Origin of the sequence: Rhizobium leguminosarum, assembly GCF_001679785.1 — a bacterium.
Taxonomy (GTDB): domain Bacteria; phylum Pseudomonadota; class Alphaproteobacteria; order Rhizobiales; family Rhizobiaceae; genus Rhizobium; species Rhizobium leguminosarum_R.
Genome location: NZ_CP016286.1, coordinates 3,659,264 through 3,675,400, shown reverse-complemented (window position 1 = coordinate 3,675,400; position 16,137 = coordinate 3,659,264). Strand labels below are relative to the sequence as shown.

The following is a 16,137-nucleotide window of genomic DNA, read 5'->3' as shown; positions in this document are numbered from 1 at the left end:
ATGACCTTTGCCATGTCATAGCCATATAGGCTAAATAGGGGAAGATTTCGAGATTTTCCTGATATCCGAAGGACGAACCGTGTCGACGAGCCACTTCCGTTTGTTTGCTGCCTTGCGGCCGCTTTCTTTCGTATCAGCGGCGACTGCCGTTTTCCTGGCCTCGGTTCCGCTCGCCCAGGCCAATCCGCACATTCTCGTCGATGTGCAGACCGGCCGTGTGCTCGAGCATGAAGAAGCCTTCCGCAAATGGTATCCGGCCTCGCTGACCAAACTGATGACCGTCTATACCGTGTTCGACGCGATCCGCGCCGGTCAGATCAGCCTCGATACGCCCATCGTCATCAGCAAACGCGCCGCCGCGCAGCCGGCCGCCAAGATGTATTTCAAGCCGGGCCAGAAACTCACGCTCGACAGCGCATTGAAGATCCTGCTGGTGAAGTCCGCCAACGATGTGACGGTCGCGGTCGCCGAAGCCATCGGCGGCACGCAGGAAGGCTTCGTGACGCGGATGAACGGCGAGGCGTTGAAGCTCGGCATGACGGATTCGCACTTCGTCAATCCGAACGGTCTCCCCGGCAAGGGCCAGTATACGACGGCACGCGACCTTGCGGTGCTGACGGTGGCGCTGCGCCGCGATTTTCCGCAATATGCCGGTTATTTCGCACTGGAGGGCTTTACCACCGGCCAGCAGAACGTGCCGAGCCTCAACATGCTGATCGGCCGTTTCGCCGGTGCAGACGGCATGAAGACCGGCTTCATCTGCGCTTCGGGCTTCAACCAGATCGGGTCAGCGACGCGCAACGGCCGCACGCTGGTCTCCGTCGTGCTCGGCACCGACAGCCTTGCAGCCCGCGCCGATGCGACGGCAAATCTTTTGCAGAAGGGTTTCACCACCCAACCTGCCAGCAACGACACATTAGGTTCGCTGAGACCCTATGGGTCGGGGCAGGACCAGGTGACCGACATCAGCGCCGATATCTGCAGCGCCAAGGGCGCCAAGGTGCGCAGCGAAACGCGCGACGAAGTCGGCCGCATGAAGGTGCAGTCACCCTATATCCAGCCGATGGACCACGATCCGCAATTCGTCTTTGCAGGCCTCATTCCGGGCCAGGATCCGCAGCCGGCCGCGCAGCCCGAAAAAATGGCGCGCGGCGATACGGCAGGCGCGATCGCCAACGTGCCGGTGCCGATGCCGCGCCCGACATCCTTTTAAGCTTTAAGGTAAAATAACATGAGCGCGCTCAACGACAGGATTCCGGTCACCATCCTGACCGGCTTTCTCGGCGCCGGCAAATCGACGCTGCTCAACCGCATCCTCAAAGATCCTGTCATGAAGGATGCGGCCGTCATCATCAACGAGTTCGGCGATGTCGGCATCGATCATCTTCTGGTCGAAAGTTCCGGCGATTCGATCATCGAGCTGTCCGACGGCTGCCTCTGCTGCACCGTGCGCGGCGAGCTTGTCGATACGCTGGCGAACCTGATGGACGCCGTGCAGACGGGCCGCGTCAAACCGGTCAAGCGCGTCGTCATCGAAACGACCGGGCTTGCCGATCCTTCGCCGGTCATGCAGGCGATCATGGGCAATCCCGTCATCGCCACGAATTTCGAACTCGACGGCGTCGTTACCGTCGTCGACGCGGTGAACGGGCTGCAGACGCTCGACAATCACGAGGAAGCGCGCAAGCAGGCGGCGGTCGCAGACCGGCTGATCGTCTCGAAAAAGTCGATGACCGGGGCAACGGACGGGCTGGAAAAGCGGCTGCGGGCGCTCAATCCGCGCGCCGTGATGATGGATGCCGACAGCGCCGAGGCGGGCAGTGCCGCGGTGCTGGCCAACGGGCTCTACGATCCGGCGACGAAGGTCGCCGATGTCGGCCGCTGGCTGCAAGACGAGGATGCACACGAGGCGCATCACCATCACCATGATGATTGTGATCACCACGGTCACCATCATCACAGTCATGATCATGATGGTCACGCGCATCAGGACCCGCACGACGTCAACCGCCACGATGCCTCGATTCGCTCTTTCTCGATCATCGAAGAGAAGCCGATCGATCCGATGGCGCTCGAGATGTTCATCGATCTGCTGCGCTCGGCCCATGGCGAGAAGCTGCTGAGGATGAAGGCGATCGTGTCCGTTTCCGACCGGCCGGATCGGCCGCTGGTGCTGCATGGCGTGCAGAGTATCTTCCACCCGCCGGTGCGGCTTGCCGCCTGGCCGGGGGAAGACCGGCGCACGCGCATGGTGCTGATCACCCGGGATCTGCCGGAAGCCTTCGTGAAGGATCTCCTCGACGCCTTCCTCGGCAAGCCGCGCATCGATATGCCCGATCGCGCGGCGCTGTCGGACAATCCGCTCGCCATTCCCGGCATGCGGATTTAAACCGTTGATTTGTTGTTTACGCGATCTTCTTCAGGTCTTGCGTTTCAGAATGCTTGACATCCACTTGGCCTGCTGGCCGCTGAGAAGGGTGCGATAGCGCTCCTGGCTTGCCGCCAGATGGGCGCGCATGGCGGCGCGGGCGGCTTCCGCGTCACCGGCAGAAATCGCCTTCAAAATCGCCAAATGCTCGCGCTGCAGGCCTTCCTGATACTCACGCGACAGCGTGCTGTCTGTACCCCAAGGCGAGGCAACGTCGCAGGGGATGGCCCGCATGCCAAGCGCATCAAGAACTTCGACATAATATGAATTATTGGTGGCAGCCGCGATTTCTCGGTGGAAAGCGAAGTCGCTCTTGCCGGTTGCTTCGCCGCGCTTGAGCAGCCGGTCGAATTCGAAGAATGCTTCCTGAATCTGCGCTTCCTGAGCCGCATTGCGCCGTAGCGCCGCAAGCCCTGCGCTCTCGATTTCCAGTCCCATGCGCACCTCGATAATGTTGAGCGCATGGGAAACTTTGTTGCCGACATCGGCGCTGATCGAACCGAAGGCTATCGTCGGATGGTTCTTGACGAAGACGCCGGCGCCTTGCCGCGCCTCGACGAGGCCGTCGGCGGCAAGGGTTGCAATCGCCTCACGGACAACGGTGCGGCTGACGCCGAAAAGTTCGCCCATCCGGGTCTCCGTCGGCAGCTTTTGGCCGGGCGCGTACACTCCGGACACGACCTGAGCGCGGATGGCTGAAACGACGCCTTCAGAGAGTTTCGGCCTTCGCTCGACCCTGAAATCTGCGGCTGTGTCGGTCGCCATGTCGCACTCCTATTTGAACACGCTCGGCAGCCACAGCGAGATCGCCGGGATGTAAGTGACCAGCCCGAGCACCACGATGCCCGCACCGTAGAACGGCCAGATCGAGCGCATGGCCTCCCAGACCGAGATCTTGCCGACTGCACAAGCCACGAATTGCACCGCACCGACTGGAGGCGTGTTCAGCCCGATGCCGAAATTCAGGATCATGATCACGCCGAAATGCACCGGGTCGACGCCGTAAGCCTGTGCAACCGGCAGGAAGATCGGCGTGCAGATAATGATGGTCGGCCCCATGTCCATAAAAGTGCCGAGCACAAGCATGAGGACATTGAGCAGGAGCAGCACCGTCAGCGGATCGTCGGCGACGCTCTTCATCCAGATCACCAGCGAGGCAGGCACCTTGAGGAAGGCCATCAACCACGAGAAGGCGGCGGCTGTGCCGATAATCAAAAGCACCATTGCCGTCGTGCGCACGGCGCCCTGCGTGGCGTGAACGAAGTCTCTCCAGCTCATCTGCCGGTAGACCAGGAGGGTTACCAGCAGCGCGTAGAGCACTGCGATGCAAGAGCTTTCCGTCGCCGTGAAGACGCCGGACCTCACCCCGCCGAAGATGATGGCGATCAGCAGCAGCCCGGGGAGTGCGACAGCGAACAAATTTGCCACCATGACAAAGCCGGGAAAGGGCTCCGTCGGATAGCCGCGCGAGCGTGCGACGATGTAGGCGGTCACCATGAGCGCAACCGCGAGCAAAAGTCCGGGCAACACGCCGGCGGTGAACAGGTCGGCGATCGAGATCTTGCCGCCGGCGGAGATCGAATAGATGATCATGTTGTGGGAGGGCGGCAGGAGCAGCGCGATCAGCGCTGCCATTGAAGTGACGTTCACCGCATAATCGGCGCCATAGCCGCGCTGCTTCATCTGCGGGATCATCAGGCCGCCGACGGCTGCGGCTTCTGCCACCGCCGAACCGGAGATGCCGCCGAACAGTGTGGCGGTGACGATGTTGACCTGGCCGAGGCCGCCGCGCACGTGGCCGACCAGGGATGCGGCGAAAGCGACGATGCGGCTGGCGATGCCGCCGCGCACCATCAGGTCGCCGGCGTAGATGAAGAAGGGAATGGCGAGGAGCGAAAATACGCTCATCCCCGAATTCAGCCGCTGGAAGATGACCAGTGGCGGCAGGCCCATGTAGAGCACCGTGGCGAAGCTCGCGACGCCGAGGCAGAAGGCGATCGGCGTGCCTATCAGCATCAAGGTGGTGAAAACACCGAACAGGATCCAGAGTTCCATCGCGCTAGACTTTCAATTTGACGTTCGGATCGGCATTGATGTTTTCGATCTCGACGGCGATTTCCGCCGGCAGAACCTCATCCAGCGCATCGTCGATCGGTTCGCCGGCGAGGCGGAGCACGATGCGCTCCAGCGAGAAGATCACGGCAAGCACGCCGCCGCCTGCAAGCGGCAGATAGTCGAACGCGCCTGAGATACCCAGCGACGGCAAGGTTGTGTTCCAGGTCAGGCTCATGAGCGCGCCGCCGTACCAGACCATGCCGGCGCCAAAGGCGAGAATGACGACGTCCGAGATCATGCGCAGGACGCGCTTGCCGGATTTCGGCAGCACATAAAGCAGCACGTCGAAACCAAGATGATTATTCTCACGGATGCCGACGGCGGCGCCGAGGAAGATGAACCAGCTCATCAGCATGACCGAGCCCGGCTCCGTCCAACTCGGCGAGTCATTCAGCACATAGCGGCAAAATACCTGCCAGGCGACAAAGACCGTCATCAGCACCAAGCCGGTGCCCGCAAGCCAAAGGGCGGCGTTGCTCAGGCGCGTCAGAAAATTGACGACGGGTGTCAGGTTGTTCGACATAGGGACCTCGTCGAATTTGGGCGCTCACTATCCCTTGTCGGGAGGAGAGGAGAAAGGTGTGCATGCACGGTGAACCGGGGTGGAGATAACTTTCCACCCCGATAACCGATGCCGCTTTCGGCGACAAAGAAGGCAGGCAAGGCTACTGCACAGCCTTTACATCCTCGACCATCTTCTTCAGCATGTCGTCTTTCACGTGCTTTTCATAAACCGGGGCCACGGCGTCGATGAACCCCTGCTTGTCCGGCATGGTGATCTGAGCGCCGAGCTTTTCGACATTGGCGCGCGATTCAGCGGCCTTGGCTGACCACAGCTCGCGCTGCTTGGCGACGCTGTCCTTGGCTGCCTGTTTGAAGACCGCCTGATCCTCCGGCGTCAGTTTGTCGAACGCCGCCTTGTTCATGACGAACACTTCCGGCAGGATCGTATGCTCGTCGAGCGAGTAGTTCTTCGCCACTTCGGCGTGCTTGGCGGTGTCGTAGCTCGGAAAGTTGTTCTCCGCGCCGTCGATGACGCCTGTTTCGATCGCCGAATAGACCTCTCCATAGGGCATCGGCGTGGCATTGGCGCCGAGTGCCGCCACCATGTCGACGAAGATGTCGGACTGGATAACGCGGAACTTCAGGCCTTTCATGTCGGCAACCGAATTGATCGGCTTCGTCTTGTTGTAAAACGAGCGCGCGCCGGCATCGTAGAAGGCAAGCACCACGAGACCGGCCGGTTCGAACGCCTTCTTGATCTGGTCGCCGATGGCGCCGTCCATGACCTTGTGCATGTGATCTTCCGAACGGAAGATATAGGGCAGAGCCGGAACGACCGATTCCTTCACAGTGCCGTTGAAGGGCGCCATTGACACACGATTGAGCTCGATTACGCCGGAGCGCACCTGTTCGATCGTGTCTTTCTCCTCGCCGAGCTGGGCGGAATGATAGACTTCGAGGGAATAGCGGCCCTGCGTGCGCTCCTTCAACAGCTCACCGAAATACTTGACGCCCTCGACTGTCGGATAGCCGTCCGGATGGGTATCGGACGATTTCAGCACCGTTTGAGCGCTGGCCGCGCCGCTCATGAATGAAGCGGCAACCATAAGACCGGCCGCCAGTTTAACAAAGTTTTTCATGCTCTCCTCCCGTTTGCATGACGATTAATTCTCAGAGTCGGTATCCCGGCTTTGCGACTTAGAGGAAGGTCCTCTGCGCGCTTTGCCTTCCAGCGATACTTCCAGTACCGGGCACTGCGGGTCCGGCCCGAAAGGTTGCGCGCGTTCGAAGATTTCATAGAGACATACCAACACGGCTCAACGTGCCATCGCGTCCGATGGAGCAGTTGCTTACCTCTGCACGCGCACACTGTCGCTCTTCTCGTGGAAACAGAAGACTTGGGTCGATAGCCTCCTCTATTCTTGCCGTTCCTCCGATCGGCTCACTATGGCTAGAACCTGTAAAGTATAATGTCAACATACAAAAGCTGTGTAGTTGTATGACGAATTTTCGCCGTTGCTTGCTCTCCTATCGACAGCTGTGAAAGCGCGAGAGGCAAGGTCGGAGGCGCGGACGGCAGCCGACGGTGAAGCCTGTCGTACGAACCGTCAGGCTCGTTCAATTACGCTGGTTTTTCCCGACGGTTTGCTGGTCCCATGCTTCGGCAAGATATGCGCCGCAAAGAGCATAGGTCAGATACCCAACCGCGTGGCTCTTTTAGATCTGCTTACTGGTTTGGGAGACGCGCTTCAGCGCTTGCGGATCAGGAAACGGTGGCCGCTTTCGGTCTTTTCCGTTTCGACCAGCTCGTGGCCGTCCTCATTGCAGAAGTGCGGCATATCGATCACGGCTAGCGGATCGGTGGTGTCGACGCGAATGAGCGTGCCGCTCGCCAAGGCGGCGAGCTTCTTGCGTGTCTTGATCACGGGGAGTGGGCATTTCAGGCCGCGAAGATCGTAGAGAACGGGGTTCAAGCCGTTCAGTTCCTCGCCCAGAATTTCCAGAACGGCTTCTTTGCCGTGGCGTCTGCCGTTTCCTGCGGTTCGGGCGCGGTAAAGGCCAGCGGATTCTGCATCGGCACCGGCACGACCGCGGGCGTCGCGGCAGCGACGGCCGTTGCCTGCGGCTGGGCGGGTGCTGCAGGCGTGGCGCCTGGCGCGGTCTTGGCGGCGAGGCCCTGCGCGGTGCGCTTGGCCATCAGGTCTTCGAGTTCGGCGACCTTGACCATGCGGCCGGCTTCCAGAGACGTGCCGGTCGGAGCGTAAGCAAGTTCGCGGCCCTTGCGCAGCTTGGCGACCACGGCCTTACGCTCGGCTTCCGTGGGATCGTACCAGGCCATGCCGTCAAATTTTCTCATCGCCTTGGCATAATCGGCATCGTAGGTCTTGCCGTAGGAGGCGAGAGCTGCCGTCAGTGCCGGCGGCGTCGACATAACAGGGCACTTGCCGGCGGCATTGAAGGCGCCGCCGTCGGTTGCCTGCTGATTGAAGACGTATTTCTTCTCGCAGACATTCACCTCGGGCGGGCGCTTCGTCACTTCGAAATTGTCGTAGCCGACCTTCAGCATCTTCCAGAAGTCGTAATTGCTGTCGAGGCGATGCTTGACCATGTTTTCCGCCGTCATGCGGAAGGGGAAGGCCTGCAGCTGCACGGTCGACTGGCCGCCCTTGAAGGCGTCGCGGGCGAAGGCGTAGATCTCCAGCACCTGCTGGTCGGTCATCGAATAGCAGCCGGAAGACGAGCAGGCGCCGTGGATCATCAGATCGGAGCCGGTACGGCCGTTCGCCGCGTCGTAGCGGTTCGGGAAGCCGGTGTTGATCGCCAGATAATATTTCGAATTGGGGTTCAGGTTGGCGCGCGTCAGGTCGTAGAAACCTTCCGGCGCCTGCCGGTCGCCGGTCTTTACCTTCGGGCCGAGACGGCCGGACCAGGCGCAGATCTTATAGTCGGCGATCTTGTCGAAACGGTTGTCGGTCTTCGCCTTCCAGATCTCCATGGCACCTTCTTCCTTGAAGATGCGGATCATGATCGGCGAATTGCGGTCCATGCCCTTGGCGGACATCTGCGCGAGGATATGGCTGGGAAGCGGCTGCTCGACCTTGTTCTTGACCTTGGAAAGATCGACCTGCGCGGTTTCCAACGCGTCATTGCAGCCGGACAGAGCCAGCGCTATGAGGGAAATATAGGCAAAATGACGTATGCGCATCCCAACTAGCCCATAAAGATAATGCGACCCGGTCCGCCCATGGAGTCCGGCATCAAACGGAATCATAGACGGCTTATACTTTATAAGTCCTTACCAGCCTATGACGTGCCTGGAACATCCCCGCAAGCGCGAATGCTACAGATAACATCAATGTGGCCAAGATTTGGCCCCAATCGGCGAAGAGCCGAATGTCCATTAGAGATTGCGGCCCATGGCGAGGAATTTCTGGCGGCGATCGTTGCGCAGCTGCTCGCCCGAGCGGGACGCCATTTCGGCCAGAGCACTGGCGATCACGTCACCGGTTGCTGCTATCACGCTGTCGGGATCGCGATGTGCGCCGCCGAGCGGCTCGGAAATGATGCCGTCGATGACGCCGAGCGATTTCAGGTCCTCGGCGGTGATCTTCATGTTGGTCGCCGCTTCCCGGGCGCGGGTGGAATCGCGCCAGAGGATGGAGGCGGCCCCTTCCGGCGAGATGACGCTGTAGATCGAATGCTCGAGCATGTAGACCTTGTTGCCGGTGGCGATGGCGATGGCGCCGCCCGAGCCGCCTTCGCCGATGACGACGGAGACCAGTGGAACCTTGACGCCGAGACACATTTCCGTCGAGCGGGCGATCGCCTCGGCCTGGCCGCGCTCTTCGGCGCCGACGCCGGGATAGGCGCCTGCCGTATCCACCAGCGAAATCACCGGCAGGCCGAAACGATCGGCCATTTCAAGGATGCGGATCGCCTTTCGGTAGCCTTCCGGACGGGGGCTGCCGAAATTGTGCTTGATGCGGCTCTTGGTGTCGCTGCCCTTTTCCTGGCCGATGACGGCGACGGGTTGGCCGCGGAAACGGGCAAGGCCCGCCTGGATCGCGGCATCCTCGGAAAATTTGCGGTCGCCGGCAAGCGGCGTGAATTCCTGGAACAGGGTCTTGGCGTAATCGATGAAATGCGGTCGCTGCGGATGGCGGGCGACCTGCGTCTTCTGCCAGGGATTGAGCTTGGAATAGATTTCGACGATCGCGTCGCGGACGCGAACCTCCAGCCTGCCGATCTCATCGGTGGTGTCGATGCTCTCGTCTTCCGTTGCGAGCTTCTTCAGCTCGATGATCTTGCCTTCGAGGTCGGAGATCGGCTTTTCGAAGTCGAGATAATTGTGCATGAGGTGCGTTTCCGTTCCTTGTGCCCGGGGCGTTTTCCTGGCTCCGCCCCTTGTCGCCGGTCCTATTCGTGCTTTTTCGCCTGTTTGGCAAGGGGGTGATGCGTCTGGACAAGCTGCTGCAGCCTCTCTTCGAGGACATGTGTGTAGATCTGTGTGGTCGAAATGTCCGAATGGCCGAGGAGTTCCTGTACGACGCGCAGATCGGCGCCGTTGGCCAGCAGGTGGCTGGCAAAGGCGTGGCGCATGACATGCGGCGAGATCAGCGACGGCGTCAGGCCGGCGCGGATCGCCAGGTTCTTGAGGTCGCGGGCGAAGACCTGCCGGGGCAGGTATCCCTCCTTCGAGGCGGAGGGAAACAGCCATGGGCTTTCCTGCTGTTCCTTCACGGCTGCATTTTCGGCCGCCAGCAGGCGGCCATAGGATTTCAGGGCTGATATCGCCGAATGCGACAGCGGCACCAGCCGCTCCTTGTTGCCCTTGCCGCGGATCATCAGGAAACGGCCTTCCTGATCGAGCACGCGGGCGGGAAGCGAGACGAGTTCGCTGACCCGCATTCCGGTGGCATAGAGCAGTTCCAGCAGTGCCAGCATGCGCAGGCGCTGCAGCTGGCCCGGGCTTGCATCCTCCGCCTCGGCCTCTGCCTGCGAAAGCAGCCTGCCGACCTCTTCGACGCCCATCGTCTTCGGCAGCGGACGGCCCTTCTTCGGCGCGTCGAGTATGCCGGTGGGGTCGTCGGTCCTAAGTCCCTCGGCGTAGAGGAACTTGTAGAATTGCCGCATGGCGGCAAGCCGGCGCGCCTGGGACGAGGGTTTGAAGCCCTTTCGGGCGAGCGAGGAGAGATAGGCGGCGAGATCGGCGGAGGCGGCTTCGGTGAGCCGTATGCTGCGCTCCTTCAGGAAGGTGCGGACGTCGTCGAGATCGCTTTCATAGGATTGCAGCGTATTGGCGGCAGCACCCCGCTCGGCGCTCATCATCTCCAGGAAGGATTCCACATGGACGCGGCCGAGATCCACCATGCCGGTCACTTCCTGGTCGTGTCGATTGCGCCCGTGGCGGGCGGATTGACCCTCTCGGACGGAATGCGGATCGTCACGTCGCGCTGCTGCGGCTCCACGAAGGTAACAAGCGCCAGCATCGCTCCGTAGACCGTCCCGGCGAGGATCGCGCAGACGAACAGGAAACGGAACAGGGTCGGCATCAGGTAACTCCTCCATGCTCGCTTCTGTTATAAGAAGCCTATCTGCAAGTGCAAGAAGCGGTATTCAAGCCATGATTCCCTTGCCTGCGACTTGACGCTACACCTGCATTTGTCGATACGGTTTGCAAACAAAGTGTGAATGGACCGATGAGTGAACCACTGCTGACCGTTGCTGACAGCTTGAAAGACAGAGCTCGCGCCGCGCTCGGTTCACGCAATCTCATCCTTGTCGGCCTGATGGGCGCCGGCAAATCCTCTGTCGGGCGCATCGTCGCCAGCCAGCTCGCCATTCCCTTCATCGACAGTGATCTCGAGATCGAGCGGGTTTCGCGCATGACGATCGCCGAGCTTTTCGCCGCCTATGGCGAGCAGGAGTTCCGGGCGCTGGAAGCGCGGGTGATCAAGCGGCTGCTGAAGAGCGGGCCGCGCGTCGTCTCCACCGGAGGCGGCGCCTTCATCAACGACCGGACGCGCAAGCATATCAAGAAGGGCGGCCTTTCCGTCTGGCTGAAGGCCGATCTCGACGTGCTCTGGGACCGGGTCGCCAAGCGCGATACGCGGCCGCTGCTCAAGACCGAAAATCCGAAGCAGACGCTCGAGGGCCTGATGAATGCGCGTTATCCGATCTATGCGCAGGCCGATCTGACCGTGCTCTCGCGCGACGTGCGCAAGGAAATCATGGCCGACGAGGTCTTAAAGGCCGTGATCGAAGCTCAGAAGGAAAGTGCAGCGTCATGAATGCGATAACCTCCGCCCCCGCCATCCGAACGGTGCATGTGCCGCTCGGCGAGCGCGCCTACGACATCCTGATCGGGCCGGGGTTGATTGCGCGGGCCGGCGCCGAGATCGCCTCCCGGCTAAAGGGCCGCAAGGCGGCTGTCGTCACCGACGAAAATGTCGCTCCGCTTTATCTCAAGGCGCTCGTCGCAAGTCTGGATGAAGCAGGCATCGTCTCGGCTGAGGTCGTCCTGCCGGCCGGCGAGAAGACCAAGAGCTTCGAACATCTGATGACGGCCTGCGACAAGGTGCTCGAAGCCCGCGTCGAGCGCAACGATTACGTCATCGCGCTCGGTGGCGGCGTCATCGGCGATCTTTCGGGATTTGCGGCCGGCATCGTCCGCCGCGGCGTGCGCTTCGTCCAAGTGCCGACCTCGCTTCTGTCGCAGGTCGATTCCTCCGTCGGCGGCAAGACCGGAATCAATTCCCGCCACGGCAAGAATCTGATCGGCGTCTTCCATCAGCCGGACCTGGTTCTGGCCGACACGGATGTGCTGAATTCGCTGAGCGCGCGCGAATTCCGCGCAGGTTACGCCGAGGTCGCGAAATACGGGCTGATCGACAAGCCGGATTTCTTCGCCTGGCTGGAAGCGAACTGGAAGGCGGTTTTTACAGGCGGCTCCGCGCGCATCGAGGCGATTGCCGCAAGCTGCCAGGCGAAGGCCGATGTCGTCGTTGCCGACGAGCGCGAGAATGGTCAGCGGGCGCTGCTCAATCTCGGCCATACCTTCGGCCACGCACTGGAAGCGGCGACCGCCTATGACAGCTCCCGCCTCGTGCATGGCGAGGGCGTTTCGATCGGCATGGTGCTGGCGCATGAATTCTCCGCACGGATGAACCTTGCAAGTCCCGACGATGCGCGGCGCGTCGAGCGGCATCTGAAGGAGGTCGGCCTGCCGACCCGCATGTCCGACATTCCAGGCGACCTGCCGCCGGCCGAAACGCTGATGGACGCGATCGCCCAGGACAAGAAGGTCAAGAGCGGCAAGCTCACCTTCATCCTGACGCGCGGCGTCGGCCAGTCTTTCGTCGCCGACGATGTTCCGGCGTCCGAAGTGATCAGCTTTCTCCGGGAAAAACACGCCTGATGTCGGTCCAAGGCGCTCTGGCATTTCTTTCGACATATTGGCCGGAGATCCTTTCGATCACGGCGCTGGTGCTCATGTCCGCCTTCTTTTCCGGCTCCGAGACCGCGCTGACCGCCGTTTCGCGCAGCCGTATTCATACGCTCGAGGTCAATGGCGACGAACGTGCCGGCTTCGTCCGGCAGTTGATCGAGCGGCGCGACCGGCTGATCGGCGCGCTGCTCATCGGCAACAATCTCGCCAATATCCTGTCCTCCTCGATCGCCACCAGCCTCTTCCTCGGGCTGTTCGGCAGTTCCGGCGTGGCGCTGGCGACGCTGGCGATGACCGTCATCCTGGTCATCTTCGCCGAAGTGCTGCCGAAGAGCTGGGCGATTTCGGCGCCCGAGCGCTTCGCACTCGCCATAGCGCTGCCGGCCAAGCTCTTCGTTGCCGTCGTCGGCCCGGTTTCCTCCTTCGTCAATGCGATCGTGCGGCAGATTCTTTCGCTGATCGGCATCAATCTCTCACGCGAGACATCGATGCTGACGGCGCATGAGGAGCTGCGCGGCGCCGTGGATCTGCTGCACCGCGAGGGATCGGTGGTGAAGGCCGACCGTGACCGCCTCGGCGGCGTGCTCGATCTCAGCGAGCTCGAATTGTCCGACATCATGGTCCACCGCACCGCGATGCGGGCGATCAACGCCGACGATCCGCCGGAAGCGGTGGTGCGCGTCATCCTCGAAAGCCCCTATACGCGCATGCCGTTGTGGCGCGGCACGATCGACAACATCATCGGCGTCGTCCACGCCAAGGATCTGCTGCGGGCGCTCGCCGAGCCGAACATGGAGCCGCGGAACCTCGATATCGTCAAGATCGCGCAGAAGCCGTGGTTCGTGCCCGACAGCACCAATCTCGAGGACCAGCTCAACACTTTCCTGCGCCGCAAGCAGCATTTCGCCGTCGTCGTCGACGAATATGGCGAGGTGCAGGGCATCGTCACGCTGGAGGACATTCTCGAGGAAATCGTCGGCGACATCTCCGACGAGCACGATATCGAGATACAGGGTGTGCGTCAGGAGGCCGACGGTTCCGTCGTCGTCGACGGCGGCGTGCCGATCCGCGACCTGAACCGGGCGCTCGACTGGAACCTGCCCGATGAGGAGGCGACGACGATCGCCGGCCTCGTCATCCACGAATCGATGACCATCCCGGAAGAGCGCCAGGCCTTCACTTTTTATGGCAAGCGTTTCGTCGTCATGAAGCGGGAGAAGAACCGCATCACCAAGCTGCGCATCCGCCCGGCCGGGGAAGACGGCGCAAAGCCAGGCTGATCCCGCTTGGGTTTCAGGCGGCGAATATCCATATAGGCTTCGGTGCCGCTACCAGCGGGTCGGTTCATCAGGTGCAGCCGGTTCGACGGCCAGCGCATGCAGGCCGGCATCGAGCTCCGGTTTCAACAGGTCGGTGATGGCCCGGTGGCGCGCCAGCCGCGACATGCCGGCGAATTTTCCGGAAACGATCCTCACCCGCATATGGGTTTCGCCGGTGCCTGACATATCAGGCTGGTGGCCGGCATGCAGATGGCTTTCGTCGATGACGCTCAGGCGTTCCGGCGCGAAGGCTTCGACAAGTTTTTCTTCGATGCGTGTTCGCAGGGTCATCATCCGGTCTTGCTGGTTCGCGAAAAGGGTTCCTACCAAGCCTGCAACATTCCCATTTGTCAATTCTTGTTGTCGCTTCGCGACAGCCCCATAATTAGCGCCGTCATGAGACTTGATTCCAAATATTTCGATCGCATCCGAACACGCCGCAAACGCGAGCCGGAGACAGAGCAGGCGCCGCCTACCTGTCAATGGGACGGGTGCGACAAGAAGGGGGCGCATCGCGCTCCCGTCGGCCGCAATGCGGAAGGCCAGTTCTTCTTATTCTGCTTCGAGCACGTCAAGGAATACAACAAGGGCTACAATTATTTCTCCGGTCTTTCGGACGGCGAGATCGCGCGTTACCAGAAAGAGGCGATCACCGGCCATCGGCCGACATGGACGGTCGGCGTCAACAAGGCGGCGAAGGACAGTCCGCTGCATTCGGAGATCCGCTCCGGCGCCTATACCCGCGTTCGCGATCCCTTCGGCTTCGTCAAGGAAGGCGGCAAGGGCAGCGGACCGCGTTTTCCCCAGGCGCGCAAGCTGAAATCGCTTGAAACCAAGGCCTTCGAAACGATGGGCCTCGATGCCAATGCGACATCGGCGGAGATCAAGAGCCGCTACAAGGAACTGGTGAAGAAACACCATCCGGATGCCAATGGCGGCGACCGCGGCTCGGAGGAGCGTTTCCGTGCGGTCATCCAGGCCTATCAATTGTTGAAGCAGAACGGTTTTTGTTAATTCCCGTCCTTGCTCTTGGGCTTCAATCGGGTATGGTCCCAATCGGCTGAGGCCGCAGGCAAACGCGGCTCATATTTGTGCGTTTTCCCGACATCGCCTCCGCCGACCTTCCGGACGCGGCGTTTCTTGTCCGGGACTCTTTCAAGAATGCTCGCACGCGGTCATTATCCCGCCGAGGTTTCGTTTCAGTCCCGGAGAAGTATCGCCGACGTTCCGACCTGGACGGGCGCGGAATAAAAAACGCGGCGTCACGGTTGCGACATGGCCTGAGACAGTATGGCCGGGTGGCATCACCCGCCTTGGAGACATGATGAGCAAGATCGACCTTGATATATCAGAACTGCCCGATACCACCGTTTCGGTTCGCGAGGCCTTCGGCATCGATTCCGACATCCGCGTTCCCGCCTACAGCAAGGGCGACGCCTATGTGCCGGATCTCGATACCGACTACCTGTTCGACCGCGACACGACGCTCGCCATTCTCGCAGGCTTCGCCCATAACCGCCGCGTGATGATTTCCGGCTATCACGGCACGGGCAAATCCTCGCATATCGAGCAGGTGGCGGCGCGCCTCAACTGGCCCTGCGTGCGCATCAACCTCGACAGCCATGTCAGCCGTATCGATCTCGTCGGCAAGGATGCGATCGTCGTCAAGGACGGGCTGCAGGTCACCGAATTCAAGGACGGCATCCTGCCCTGGGCGTATCAGCACAATGTTGCGCTCGTCTTCGACGAATATGATGCCGGCCGTCCCGATGTGATGTTCGTCATCCAGCGCGTGCTTGAATCCTCCGGCCGCCTGACGCTGCTCGACCAGAGCCGCGTCATTCGGCCGCACCCGGCCTTCCGTCTGTTTGCGACTGCGAACACGATCGGCCTCGGTGACACGACCGGCCTCTATCACGGCACGCAGCAGATCAACCAGGCGCAGATGGACCGCTGGTCGATCGTCACCACGCTGAACTATCTGCCGCATGATCATGAAGTGAATATCGTTTCCGCCAAGGTGAAGAGCTTCGGCAAGGACAAGGGCGGCCGCGAGACCGTCTCGAAGATGGTGCGCGTCGCCGACCTGACGCGCGCTGCCTTCATGAACGGTGATCTCTCGACCGTCATGAGCCCGCGCACGGTCATCACCTGGGCCGAAAACGCCGAGATCTTCGGCGATCTCGCCTTCGCCTTCCGCGTCACATTCCTCAACAAGTGCGACGAGCTGGAGCGTCCGCTGGTCGCCGAGCACTATCAGCGGGCCTTCGGCGTCGAGCTGAAGGAAAGTGCCGCCAATATCGTTCTCGGAGCTTGAGACCGAC

The 16,137-nt window shown here is 61.2% G+C and carries 17 protein-coding genes; 7 read left to right on the top strand and 10 right to left on the bottom strand.

Going from position 1 to position 16,137, the window contains the following annotated elements; all coding sequences use genetic code 11:
* The first annotated feature begins 79 nt into the window (after positions 1-79).
* Together BA011_RS18025 and BA011_RS18020 are read left to right on the top strand one after the other, a co-directional pair.
* The gene (locus tag BA011_RS18025) at positions 80-1,213 is read left to right on the top strand and encodes a D-alanyl-D-alanine carboxypeptidase family protein (RefSeq protein WP_065281456.1); all 1,134 of its coding nucleotides are present in this window, start codon (positions 80-82) and stop codon (positions 1,211-1,213) included.
* 18 nt (positions 1,214-1,231) lie between these two features.
* Complete coding sequence (locus tag BA011_RS18020; RefSeq protein ID WP_065281455.1) at positions 1,232-2,389, top strand: CobW family GTP-binding protein; 1,158 nt, start codon at positions 1,232-1,234, stop codon at positions 2,387-2,389.
* Between the two features lie 30 nt (positions 2,390-2,419).
* Here the strand turns inward: BA011_RS18020 and BA011_RS18015 are convergent, their stop codons facing one another.
* The 9 genes from BA011_RS18015 to BA011_RS41750 form a co-directional block, all read right to left on the bottom strand.
* Positions 2,420-3,193 carry a FadR/GntR family transcriptional regulator gene (locus tag BA011_RS18015; protein ID WP_065281454.1) on the bottom strand — a complete coding sequence of 258 codons (774 nt, stop codon included), beginning with the start codon at positions 3,191-3,193 and terminating at the stop codon, positions 2,420-2,422.
* Between the two features lie 9 nt (positions 3,194-3,202).
* The gene (locus tag BA011_RS18010; protein ID WP_065281453.1) at positions 3,203-4,483 is read right to left on the bottom strand and encodes a TRAP transporter large permease; all 1,281 of its coding nucleotides are present in this window, start codon (positions 4,481-4,483) and stop codon (positions 3,203-3,205) included.
* 4 nt (positions 4,484-4,487) lie between these two features.
* On the bottom strand, positions 4,488-5,066 hold the full coding sequence (locus BA011_RS18005) for a TRAP transporter small permease (RefSeq protein ID WP_065281452.1): 579 nt from the start codon (positions 5,064-5,066) through the stop codon (positions 4,488-4,490).
* A 142-nt stretch (positions 5,067-5,208) separates the two neighbouring features.
* A complete protein-coding gene (locus BA011_RS18000; RefSeq protein WP_065281451.1) occupies positions 5,209-6,186 on the bottom strand; it encodes a TRAP transporter substrate-binding protein in 978 nt (325 codons plus the stop codon).
* A 609-nt stretch (positions 6,187-6,795) separates the two neighbouring features.
* Positions 6,796-7,020 carry a sulfurtransferase TusA family protein gene (locus tag BA011_RS17995; RefSeq protein ID WP_065281450.1) on the bottom strand — a complete coding sequence of 75 codons (225 nt, stop codon included), beginning with the start codon at positions 7,018-7,020 and terminating at the stop codon, positions 6,796-6,798.
* A gap of 5 nt (positions 7,021-7,025) precedes the next feature.
* Entirely contained in the window at positions 7,026-8,252 is a 1,227-nt protein-coding gene (locus BA011_RS17990) for a L,D-transpeptidase family protein (RefSeq protein ID WP_065281449.1), read from the bottom strand.
* A gap of 195 nt (positions 8,253-8,447) precedes the next feature.
* The gene (locus BA011_RS17985; protein WP_065281448.1) at positions 8,448-9,401 is read right to left on the bottom strand and encodes an acetyl-CoA carboxylase carboxyltransferase subunit alpha; all 954 of its coding nucleotides are present in this window, start codon (positions 9,399-9,401) and stop codon (positions 8,448-8,450) included.
* Between the two features lie 62 nt (positions 9,402-9,463).
* A complete protein-coding gene (gene xerD, locus BA011_RS17980; protein ID WP_065281447.1) occupies positions 9,464-10,417 on the bottom strand; it encodes a site-specific tyrosine recombinase XerD in 954 nt (317 codons plus the stop codon).
* Positions 10,418-10,422: 5 nt separating this feature from the next.
* Positions 10,423-10,599 (bottom strand): hypothetical protein, encoded by a 177-nt coding sequence (locus BA011_RS41750; protein WP_012759201.1) that lies wholly within the window; start codon positions 10,597-10,599, stop codon positions 10,423-10,425.
* Positions 10,600-10,746: 147 nt separating this feature from the next.
* Between BA011_RS41750 and BA011_RS17975 the strand changes: the two genes are divergently transcribed.
* The 3 genes from BA011_RS17975 to BA011_RS17965 are packed head-to-tail and all read left to right on the top strand — an operon-like array spanning position 10,747 to position 13,774.
* A complete protein-coding gene (locus BA011_RS17975; protein WP_065281446.1) occupies positions 10,747-11,337 on the top strand; it encodes a shikimate kinase in 591 nt (196 codons plus the stop codon).
* Complete coding sequence (gene aroB, locus BA011_RS17970) at positions 11,334-12,464, top strand: 3-dehydroquinate synthase (protein ID WP_065281445.1); 1,131 nt, start codon at positions 11,334-11,336, stop codon at positions 12,462-12,464. The genes BA011_RS17975 and aroB overlap by 4 nt, the downstream gene beginning before the upstream one ends.
* Entirely contained in the window at positions 12,464-13,774 is a 1,311-nt protein-coding gene (locus BA011_RS17965) for an HlyC/CorC family transporter (RefSeq protein ID WP_065281444.1), read from the top strand. The genes aroB and BA011_RS17965 overlap by 1 nt, the downstream gene beginning before the upstream one ends.
* A gap of 48 nt (positions 13,775-13,822) precedes the next feature.
* On the opposite strand, the gene BA011_RS17960 is transcribed toward BA011_RS17965, so the two are convergent.
* Positions 13,823-14,107, bottom strand: a complete 285-nt coding sequence (locus BA011_RS17960; RefSeq protein WP_186806453.1) for a BolA family protein — start codon at positions 14,105-14,107, stop codon at positions 13,823-13,825.
* A gap of 102 nt (positions 14,108-14,209) precedes the next feature.
* On the opposite strand from BA011_RS17960, the gene BA011_RS17955 reads away from it, so the two are divergent.
* Positions 14,210-14,827 (top strand): J domain-containing protein, encoded by a 618-nt coding sequence (locus BA011_RS17955; protein WP_011653732.1) that lies wholly within the window; start codon positions 14,210-14,212, stop codon positions 14,825-14,827.
* A gap of 310 nt (positions 14,828-15,137) precedes the next feature.
* On the top strand, positions 15,138-16,130 hold the full coding sequence (gene cobS, locus BA011_RS17950; protein ID WP_003543345.1) for a cobaltochelatase subunit CobS: 993 nt from the start codon (positions 15,138-15,140) through the stop codon (positions 16,128-16,130).
* Positions 16,131-16,137 lie beyond the last annotated feature (7 nt).